This is a genomic window from Synechococcus sp. R55.4, assembly GCF_047461935.1.
Taxonomy (GTDB): domain Bacteria; phylum Cyanobacteriota; class Cyanobacteriia; order Thermostichales; family Thermostichaceae; genus Thermostichus.
In genome coordinates this window covers 1-9,989 of sequence record NZ_JANSIF010000078.1, presented here as the reverse complement: position 1 = coordinate 9,989, position 9,989 = coordinate 1, and the positions used below count along the sequence as shown (strand labels likewise).

Here is a 9,989-nt window from a genome sequence, read left to right as displayed (position 1 = left end):
CGGCTGTCTGGCAAGGAGAGACGCTTTCAAGCGTGGGTCAATCATCGCATCTCCAAAGCTATTGTCTCTAGGGCAAAGGTCACAAACAGCGCTATTGCTTTGGAAGACTTGACAGGGATACGGGAGCGTATCAACCAACAACCCCGCAGCAAAGCCGAGCGACGCAGGGCCAACAGTTGGGCGTTCTACCAACTGAGGCAGTTTCTGGAATACAAGACTCTGCGTGCAGGAGTTGCTTTGATTCTGGTGCCGCCTGCCTACACGTCGCAGACCTGTCACAAGTGTTTGCACATCCATCCCGACCCTGCGCAATCCTACCGCAGTGGCAAGTCGTTCAAGTGTGGGCACTGTGGATGGGAAGGGGATGCGGATTTGAATGGTGCAAACGTAATTGCGCTCTTGGGGGCTGCCGTAAACCAGCCTAGAGGTTCGGGCCTGTTTTGTTCTCTGGTAGAGCAGAGCAGGCTCAGGGCTACTGAAAGCCCGCTCCGTACCGCTTAGCGGTCGGAGCCGGGTAGTTTACATAAGTCAATCCGAATGTGCTCCGGGCGCAAAGCAAACAGGGCCGCTTCTCCCACGCATCGTTCCGCCAGGGATCCCTCGATCAAGTTGGTTTGGCCGATAAAACCGGCTACAAACCGGGTGGCAGGTCGCTCGTAGAGCTCTGCCGGGGATCCCACCTGTTCGATGCGCCCGCGATTGAACACGGCAATACGATCGCTCATGGTCAGGGCCTCTTCTTGGTCGTGGGTGACGTACAAAAAGGTGAGACCAAGGCGGTGTTGTAGGGCCTTGAGTTCAAACTGCATCTGTTGGCGCAACTTCAAATCCAGCGCCCCCAAAGGTTCATCCAGCAAGAGCACCTGCGGTCGGCCAACCAAAGCCCGCGCCAAGGCCACCCGTTGCCGTTGCCCCCCTGAAAGTTGGCTGGGTTTACGGGATCCCAGATCGGGCAGTTGTACCAGCTCCAGCGCCTCTTGCACTCGCTTTTGGCGCTCCTTCGGCGGTATGCCGCGGATCATCAAGCTGTAGCCAACGTTCTCCGCCACCGTCATGTGGGGGAAGAGAGCATAGTCCTGAAACACCGTGTTCACAGGCCGTCGGTAGGGCGGCAGACCCAAAACATTCTGGCCGTTCAATTCGATCTGCCCCTCATCCGGACGCTCAAAGCCCGCGATCATCCGCAAACAGGTGGTTTTGCCCGAACCCGACGGCCCCAACAACGTAAAAAACTCCCCCTGCTGCACCTCCAAATCCACCCCGTCCACCGCTTGGATCCCGGAAAAGTTGCGGCTGACCCTCCGCAAACGAATGGCAGGCGGGGATCCCTCCTCTCTCCCGGCTTGGGATTTGGCGGAGCTGACATCAGAGGCGAGGACAGATTCGGCAACCATATCGACACAGGCAGCAAATGAACCCATTATGTAGGAATCCATTTACAGAGGTTGACAGGTCTCAGCAAGGCCGGAAAAGTCCCAGGCCAAGAGCAGAGATAGTGTGGCGCAATCGCCTGCGGTGAAAGCTCGCCGGAAACCCACCCGACCGGTCGCGAAAGCGGGCCGGAGACCTTGTTTCTGGATGGGATCCCTTGACCACTGGGGATCTGAACCCCATCTTGTTACAGAAATTTAGAATCGTTACAATGAGTTAGAATCTTTGCTCATCTTTGCATCGCAGGTTTTATCCTATGGCACCCTCTCAGCAGTTTCCCGTGCTACTCGCCTCAGCTTTGCGTCACGACAGCGTAACTCCGCGCTGGTCTCAAGTGGCGTGGACCGTTTTGCGGGTGGTGGCAGGGCTATTCATGATTCACAACGGCCTTGACAAACTGGCAGATATCGAAGGATTTGCGACGGCTTATGTAGAAGTGATCGGGTTGCCCTTCCCGATCTTTTTTGCTTATGTAGCCGCCTATACCGAGCTGATTGCAGCCCCCATGGTGGCGCTGGGTTTGTTGACCCGAGGGGCAGCGTTGGGTTTGTTCGCCACGATGGCAGTGGCCATGTTCCACCACATCAAAGTGGCCGGCTTTAGCGTTCCCTATCTGGAGCTGTCGGCCATTTACGCAGCGATCTTCCTGGCCTTTGCGGTGAATGGGGGGGGCTGGTTCTCTGTGGATCAGCTCTTGGTGAATGCAATCGAGTCGTGGCTGAACCGCTCGAGCCGAGAGAAGTTGGAGAGCTTGCAGTCTTCGCTGCAGGCCACGGAACGGGTAATTGCGCTGGGCGAGGAAGAGGCCGAGGCCGCCAAGACCACCGGATCCTGAGCTTTGGTGGCCATTCCCGATAGCGGCGAGGCTGCTCCTCTCTCCCTCTGAGAGAGAGGTTAGCAGTGAGAGTCATCCTGCTAAATGCGGCTGGCGGCCCGCTCCATTAGGCGTTGGTGGGTGGAGCGCACAGGCTCTCCTGGCTTGGGTTGCCGCTGCACGTAGGTGCCATCAGGGCGCAACTCCCAGGCTTGCCGGTTGTCCGTCAGGCAGATGTCCAAGATCGCCTTGAGCTCCCGCTGCAACGCGGGATCCTCGACAGGGGTAACCACCTCAACGCGCCGATCCAGGTTGCGGGTCATGTAGTCGGCACTGCCGATGAAGTACTCTTCCTGGCCGCCATTGTAGAAGTAGAAGATGCGGGAGTGCTCCAGGAAGCGCCCGATGATGCTGATCACGCGGATGCGTTCGCTTAGGCCGGGGATCCCCGGCTTGAGGCAGCACATGCCCCGCACGATGAGATCGATCTCCACCCCGGCTTGGCTGGCCTCGTAGAGCAGCCGGATCATTTCCGGGTCGGTGAGAGAGTTGATCTTGACGATGATACGCCCCTGGCCCCCCGCTTGGGCATGGCGCATCTCGCGGCGGATCAGGGCTTCCATGCCTTGGCGCAGGGTTCTGGGGGCCACCAAGAGCTTGCGGAATTGCCGTTGCCGTGAGTAGCCCGTCAGTAGGTTGAACAATTCCGTAACATCGTTGCAGAGGGTCTCATCGCAAGTGAACAGCCCTAGGTCGGTATAGATACGGGCGGTTTTGGGGTTGTAGTTGCCGGTACCGATGTGGACGTAGCGGCGCAGGGATCCCTCCTCTTCCCGCACCACCAAAGCCAGTTTGCAGTGGATTTTCAGCCCCGGCAGGCCGTAGGCCACGTGGACCCCGGCTTTCTCCAGCTTTTTGGCCCAGAGGATGTTGTTTTCTTCGTCGAAACGGGCTTTGAGCTCCACCAGAGCGGCCACCTGCTTGCCGTTTTCGGCGGCCTGAATGAGGGATTTCACCACCGTCGAGTCGCCGGAGGTGCGGTAGAGGGTTTGCTTAATGGTGAGCACCTGCGGATCGTTGGCGGCCTCCTCCAAAAACCGTTCCACGCTGGCGGCAAAAGAATCGTAGGGGTGATGCACCAACAGATCCCCTTCCCGGATGACGGCAAAGATATCCACCGGCTCATCGCTGACCGAGGCAGTGCGCAGGCGGGGCGGGGTGACCGGCCCCCAAGGGGGATCCTTCAAATCGGGCCGATTCAGGCTGAGAAACGCCATCACCCCCCCCATACTCAAGAGGCCATCCACTTCGTACACCGAGTCACTGTTGAGGCGCATCTCTTCGCTGAGCCGTTGTCGGATGGCTGCCGGAGTTTGGCTGGCAATTTCCATGCGCACCACCGAGCCAAAGCGTCGTTTGCGCAGCTCCTCCTGAATGGCAGCCAGCAGATCGTCCGCCTCGTCCTCTTGGATTTCCAGATCCGCATCTCGGGTAATGCGGAAGGGGTAGTACTCCAGCACCTGCATGCCGACAAACAGCGCTTCCAGATGGTGGGCAATCACCTGATCCAGCGGCACAAAGCTCACCCCATCCCGCAGCGGCACAAAGCGGGGCAAGGTGTTGGGCACCTTCACGCGAGCAAAATGCTCCTTGCCAGTCTCTGGATCCCGCACCACCACCGCCAAGCTGAGGCTGAGGTTGGAGATGTAGGGAAAAGGATGGCCTGGATCCACCGCCAAGGGGGTGAGCACTGGAAACAAACGCCTCTCAAAGTAGTCCCGCAGCTCCTGCCGTTCCGACTCGGCCAGCTCGGAAAAATCGCGGATGTGAATGCCCTGTTCCGCCAGCTTGGGCACCAGTTCCTGCCGGAAGCAAGTGTGCAATTTTCGAATCAGGGGGCGCAGGTGGCTCGAGATCTGCTGCAACTGCTGCTGCGGTGTAAGGCCATCCGGGGTTAGCACCAACACGCCCGTTTCCAACTGACGACGGATCACCGCCACCCGCACCATGAAAAATTCGTCCAGGTTGCTCTCAAAGATGGCCAGAAACTTCAGCCGCTCCAGCAGCGGTGTGCGCTCATCCAGGGCCTCGTGCAAAACCCGGGCATTGAATTCGATCCAGCTCAGCTCCCGGTTGAAATACTGCTCCGGCAGAGCATAGCCCTCCTGGATGGGCGCAGTCGGGATCCCTGGTTGTCCGGCATCCGGGGGGCAGCCCGTCGTGTCAGGGTTGCAAGGTGGCCAGGAAGGGTCGGTTTCCTTGGGGCGCGGAGTCATGGCGGCAGAGGGCTGGGTTGTCTCAAACACGTCAACAACGGCTGGAGCCGACCCAATCCTATCCTGCTGGGTTCTGCTGAGGCGAAGGGGAAGGGCCCAAAACGGGCTTGGGCGGACGTTCAGGCAGCAATCCTTGAGAGCGCGTCAGAAGAATCACCTGGAGCAGGATCCCAATCAACAGAATACGCAGAGGGCCGGCTCGGGTGGCCCATTGGGGCGGCAGACGGTTGGTGAGCCACTCGCTGCCCGACCACACCCCCCAAATCACCAGCGCTCCCAGCAAGGCGCCGCGATTGTTGCCACTGCCCCCTGCGATCAACATCACCCAAACGATGAAGGTGGCAAACTCCGGTTGAAAGGCTTCTGGGCTGATGAAATTGACAAAATGGGCGTAGAGGGCCCCCGCCAACCCCATGAGCATGGATCCCAGCACAAACGCCTGCAGGCGAAACTGGAGCACATCTTTGCCGGCGGCCATGGTTGCCGGTTCATCCTCGCGAATGGCCCGCAACACCCGCCCCCAAGGGGAGCGATAGGCCCGCTCCGCAGCCCAGTAGACCGCCGCCAAGATCAACAGCACCAAGCCCAAGTAGAGAAGAGTATCCTGACCTGGGATCCAGCCGCGAAAGGGTCGTGGAATGCGGGTAATTCCCCGTACACCGTTGGTGAGCCAGCCCTCATTTCTCAGGATTTGGCTGATGATCTCAGCAATGCCGATGGTGGCGATGGCCAAGTAGTCGGAACGCAGCTTCAGGGTAATCAACCCGATCAAAAAGGCAATCGCTCCGGCGACGGCCACAGCCACGGCAAAACCCACCCAAAAGGGTAGATTGAAGCCGCCCAAATGCTCGGCGCTTGGGGGTGTGGTGACAATGGCGCTGGCATAGGCTCCCACGGCAAAAAAAGCCCCCACCCCGATGTTGAACATGCCGGCGTAGCCCCACTGGATATTGAGGCCCAGCACCAGCACGCCGTAGATCCCCACCAAAATCAAAAAGAAAATGCCGTAGCTCAACATCAGACATCCCCCCCACCTGGGGATCCCAGTAATCCTGTGGGTCGGAAGATCAGCAGCAGTACCAAAATGGCGAAGGCCACCCCGGTTTTATAGGCCGGGTTGATCACCAAGGTCGAGAATTCTTCCGCCAGGCCAATCACCAGCCCTCCGGCAATGGCCCCGTAAGGGCGACCGATGCCGCCGAGAATGGCCGCTGCAAAAATGGGCAACAATAGCCGCCAGCCCATGGTGGGGTGCAGACGGGTATCCATGCCCAGGAACACACCTGCTGCACAGGCCAAGGCTGCGCCAATGGCCCAAGTCCAGAGGACGATCCGCTCTGTATCAATGCCGGTAATCTTGGCCAGCTCAAAATTGTCGGCCATGGCCCGCATCGCTTTGCCCACCCGCGTGCGTTGTAAGAAGAGATGCAGGGCCACCACCAACAGGGCTGTTCCCGCCAGGATTACCGCCCAATCGGGCTTAATGCGCAGCTCCCCAAGCCGCCACGGCAACTGGATCCCGCTGCGGTACACCTGATTGTTGGGCCCCCAGATGATCTGCACCAGGCTGCGCAGAATCAGGGCGGTGCCAAAAGAAGAAATGAGCAAGATCACTGGTGCCTCCCGGCGCAGGCGGCGATAAATGAGTTGGTCGATCCCAACTGCACAAAGTACCGTGGCCAAAGCTGCCGGGAGCAGGCTGACCCCAATTGGCCAACCCAACCCAACAAATGTCAGGCCGAAGTAGGCCCCCAGGGTCATCAGATCCCCGTGGGCAAAGTTGGCAAAGCGCAAAATGCCAAACGTGAGGGATACCCCAATTGCCCCCAGAGCATAGATGCTGCCCAAGACGAGGCCGTAAATGAAAAGTTGCAACAGTTGGGTCACGCTTGCCCCCGAAAACCCCTTGCCCTGATGATGCCACGGGTTTGCCGAGAGCGGGATCCCGTCCGGCACAGCGGAAGGATACGGCTGATCGCGCCAGCGGGACGGAGTCCTAAGAAAGCTAGGGTAGGGGAGAGCGCCCACAAGGAAGAAGATCCATGCAGTCCAGGTCTTTGTCCATCCTCAGCTCCCTGGCAGCTTTGGCCCTGTTGAGCCTTGCCTGCGGAGCGCTGGAGCCATCCCCAGACAGGGATCCCACACCTGCGGATCCCATTCCCACTCCCCAGTTAATCTACGAAGACATCACCCTCACCCAAGCCAGGCCCGACGGCGGCATTCTTTGGCGCTTACAGGCTCGCCTGGCCGAATACGAGCCCCCCTCCGAAGGCAGCGCCACTCCTGTGCAGTTGGGATCCGCCCATTTGCAGGCCGTTCAGGGGGAATTCTTCGACGAAGACAACCGCGCCATCCGCACCCGCGCCGAGCGAGGATCCGCGTACCCCGGCGAACGACGGCTGGAATTGACGGGTCAAGTCAAGGTGGAATCAGAGCGGGATAATCTGCGTCTGCAGGCCCAACGGGTGGAATGGCTGCCGGAACAGCGCCGCCTCCAAGCCGAGGGCCAGGTGAAAGTGGAGCTGTTGGAGGGCCAGGGATCCCTGTGGGGGGATCGGCTGCTCGTTGATTTTGGCCAAGCCCAGATGCAGTTGGAGAACCTGGATCCCACTCAGCCGGTGCGGGCAGAGTACCGGGATCCGGATCTGGAGCTGGCTGCCAGCCGTTTTCTGTGGCAATTTGGCGTCGGGGAAGTGCAGGCAGTAGGGTCTGTAGAGGTTTACGCTCCCTTACAAGCTTTGCGCCTCAGGGGCGAGCAGTTGCGGGCTCCCCTGCCTCTAACCGAGTTGCGCATATTGGGCAACGGGCAAGCCAAAGCCGAGCAAACCGGTCAAGAGCTGCAGGCCCAGGAGATCCGCTGGCGCATCGGCTCCACCCAGCTGCAGGCCCAGGGCAACGTGCGCTACCGCCAGCCCGGCCAGGCTTTGACTGTCAGAGGCAACCAAGGGATCCTGGATTGGCAGGCCAACACCGCTCGGATCCAGGGCAACAGCCAAACCCAGCTCACTTTGCCCTAAGGGGGGCTGGGGGGAAGCAGAAAGCTGGCCGAGAGCATGGCAGGATAGGGATACCTTTAAGGAAAAGTATCGGGTGAGTTGTGGTGAGCTTTGAGGACTCCGTCCGAGTGGCGCAAACAGGACATTCCCCCGTAAGGGCTGGCGCTGCTGCCGTAGAACGCCCCAACATCCTGCTGATCGTGCTGGATACCCAGCGGGCAGATCGTCTCTCCTGCTACTGGTCGGAAGCGGAGCGTGCCCGCCAAGTGCCCACCAGCCCCAACCTGGATCGGCTGGCCGCCGAATCCACCCTCTTCGAGCGGGCCATTGCCCCCGCCCAATGGACCATCCCCTCCCACGCTTCCCTCTTTACGGGGGAATACCCCAGCACCCACCAGACCGTCCAAGCAGATCTGGAGCTGAGCCCCGCCCTGCCCACCCTGGCAGAGCTGTTAAAGCTGAGTGGCTATACCACCGTGGGCTTTTGCAACAACCCTCTGGTGGGGATCCTGAAAAACGGCTTGCGGCGCGGCTTTGAAACCTTTTACAACTACGGTGGCGCTCTGCCCACCCGCCCCCCCGAAGGCACCCCCTTGCCCGCCCCCTTGAACCGCTGGCTGGCCGCCTACACCCAATTTTGGCGGCGGCTCTCCTATCCGGTGCAAAACGCCTTTGCCCGCTCCGACGCCCTCTTCCAGCTGGCGCTGCACCCCTGGTTTGCCTCCCTCTGGACCCGCCTGCTCAACTTCAAAGGCAACACCGCCGCCTCGATTGCCGACCTCAACCGCTACCTGCAGCAGATGGCCCGCCGCCGGTCGGATCCCGGAGCACGGCCCTTCTTTTGCTTTGTCAACCTGATGGAGCCCCATCTGCCCTACTGGCCGCCGGAGCCCTTTGTGCAGAAATACGCCCCCTATTTCAAAAGCAACCGCGAGGCCCGCGACTTTTTGCGCCAATACAACGCCCAGCCCTACCGCTGGATGGCGCCCCTGCCGCAGCCCCTTTCTCCACTGCAAGCGCAGGTGCTGCGGGATATCTACGATGCTGAGGTGGCCTACCAAGATCACCTACTGGGATCCGTCTTCGACACTCTGCGCCACACCGGCCTGGAGCAGAACACGCTGGTGGCCATCGTCGCCGATCACGGCGAAGGCCTGGGAGAACACGACTTCGTCGGCCACGCCTTTGTGGTCTACGAAGAGCTGATCCGCGTGCCCCTCATCCTGCGCTATCCCGGCCACTTCCCGGCAGGAAAGCGCATCGCCACCCCCGTTTCCACCCGCCGCCTCTTCCATACCCTCCTGGAAGCTGCCGGCTTTAGCCCCAACCTTTCCCCCAACGGTGCCCCCTGTGTCAGCCTCAAGCTCCGCCGCGAGGTCGCCCGCCTCAGCTTGGCCCGCACCTTGGCAGGGGAAGATCCCGAGCAGGGAACAGTGCTCAGCGAAGCCTTCCCGCCCCACCTCCTCATTCGGGCTATGGAAAACCGCAACGACAGCTTGCTGCGGGCGCGTGCCTGTTACGACATCCGCCGTGCCCTCTATGAGGGGATGACCAAGCTCATCCAAACGGGGGATCGTCCCAGCCTCTACAACTTGGAGCAGGATCCGGCGGAGCTGCGGGATCTGCTTTGGGTCGGCGACGGGGATCCTGTCTCCTCTCTGCCTGATGTGGACCCGCAGCGCTATCGCAACCGGTCGGCGGGGGAAGCCGGCTGGGGATCCCTTTCCCCCCAGGCTTGGCTGGCTCGCCTGCAGCAGGGGCTGAGAACGTGGGTGAGCTGGGCAGAGTCCCGGCGGCCTAGCACGGCTCCTCGCAAGGTGAATGTGGAAAGCGATGCCGACTTGGTGCGGCAGATGCAGGAGCTGGGCTACTTGGAGTAGGCAGGGATCCCGCTATTCCAGCCCTCCTTCCTCCTCCCTGTGATCCCGCACATAGCCGTTTAGATCGTAGTCATCCATGTCATCCATCTCCTCCGGATCCGCCGTTGGCCAATCCTCATTTTGCCCGCCGATAATCACGCGGCTGAGGCCGATGTATTCCAGGCTGAGGGTGCGCAGGGCGTTGATCAACACATCCAGCGCCATCGCATCGGCGGTGCCCAGATCAAACCAGCAGCGGGCCCAGTTGTCCTTCTCTTCCAGGGATCCCATGTTGTGCATTAGGGAAGGCAAGGGCTCCGATTCGTTGGGATACTCCAGATAGCTCAGATCCACCTCGGCCTCTTGGGCCACCAGACGCTCGGCGTTAAATCCGCCCAGCTTGCCCAACACGTACCACGACTCCAGCACCTCGTTGAGGTACTCCAGCTCAGCTTCGACCGGCGGCTCGGCAAACTCAAACCAGATCCACAGATTTCCCGGATCGCACTCGCGAAACTCCACTTGCATGGACAGTTCCTGATACATTTACGCTGAACACTGCTGAACATCACTGTTCAACTATGCAGCGATAGCATTCTGTTTGTTTCCAAAC

The 9,989-nt window shown here is 60.2% G+C and carries 9 protein-coding genes; 4 read left to right on the top strand and 5 right to left on the bottom strand.

Annotated features, from left to right (window positions below; all coding sequences use genetic code 11):
• A partial coding sequence (locus tag NW842_RS13615; protein ID WP_414418245.1) for an RNA-guided endonuclease InsQ/TnpB family protein occupies positions 1-501 on the top strand: 501 nt, incomplete at its 5' end.
• On the opposite strand, the gene NW842_RS13610 is transcribed toward NW842_RS13615, so the two are convergent.
• Complete coding sequence (locus tag NW842_RS13610) at positions 498-1,394, bottom strand: ABC transporter ATP-binding protein (RefSeq protein WP_414418244.1); 897 nt, start codon at positions 1,392-1,394, stop codon at positions 498-500. The genes NW842_RS13615 and NW842_RS13610 overlap by 4 nt on opposite strands.
• 371 nt (positions 1,395-1,765) lie before the next feature.
• On the opposite strand from NW842_RS13610, the gene NW842_RS13605 reads away from it, so the two are divergent.
• Positions 1,766-2,266 (top strand): DoxX family protein, encoded by a 501-nt coding sequence (locus NW842_RS13605; RefSeq protein ID WP_414413368.1) that lies wholly within the window; start codon positions 1,766-1,768, stop codon positions 2,264-2,266.
• A gap of 80 nt (positions 2,267-2,346) precedes the next feature.
• Here the strand turns inward: NW842_RS13605 and ppk1 are convergent, their stop codons facing one another.
• Genes ppk1 through NW842_RS13590 form a run of 3 tightly spaced genes read right to left on the bottom strand, consistent with a single transcriptional unit; the run spans position 2,347 to position 6,408 of the window.
• Positions 2,347-4,521 (bottom strand): polyphosphate kinase 1, encoded by a 2,175-nt coding sequence (gene ppk1 / locus NW842_RS13600; protein ID WP_414418246.1) that lies wholly within the window; start codon positions 4,519-4,521, stop codon positions 2,347-2,349.
• A gap of 58 nt (positions 4,522-4,579) precedes the next feature.
• Positions 4,580-5,539: a branched-chain amino acid ABC transporter permease gene (locus NW842_RS13595; RefSeq protein WP_414418243.1), complete on the bottom strand. Its 960-nt coding sequence runs from the start codon at positions 5,537-5,539 to the stop codon at positions 4,580-4,582.
• Positions 5,539-6,408 (bottom strand): branched-chain amino acid ABC transporter permease, encoded by an 870-nt coding sequence (locus tag NW842_RS13590; RefSeq protein ID WP_414418242.1) that lies wholly within the window; start codon positions 6,406-6,408, stop codon positions 5,539-5,541. The genes NW842_RS13595 and NW842_RS13590 overlap by 1 nt, the downstream gene beginning before the upstream one ends.
• 155 nt (positions 6,409-6,563) lie before the next feature.
• Between NW842_RS13590 and lptC the strand changes: the two genes are divergently transcribed.
• Together lptC and NW842_RS13580 are read left to right on the top strand one after the other, a co-directional pair.
• Positions 6,564-7,538, top strand: a complete 975-nt coding sequence (gene lptC, locus NW842_RS13585) for an LPS export ABC transporter periplasmic protein LptC (protein ID WP_414418241.1) — start codon at positions 6,564-6,566, stop codon at positions 7,536-7,538.
• An 83-nt stretch (positions 7,539-7,621) separates the two neighbouring features.
• Complete coding sequence (locus tag NW842_RS13580) at positions 7,622-9,397, top strand: sulfatase (protein WP_414418240.1); 1,776 nt, start codon at positions 7,622-7,624, stop codon at positions 9,395-9,397.
• A gap of 12 nt (positions 9,398-9,409) precedes the next feature.
• On the opposite strand, the gene NW842_RS13575 is transcribed toward NW842_RS13580, so the two are convergent.
• Positions 9,410-9,904, bottom strand: coding sequence for a DUF3531 family protein (locus NW842_RS13575; protein WP_414331319.1), 495 nt, complete (start codon positions 9,902-9,904; stop codon positions 9,410-9,412).
• Positions 9,905-9,989 lie beyond the last annotated feature (85 nt).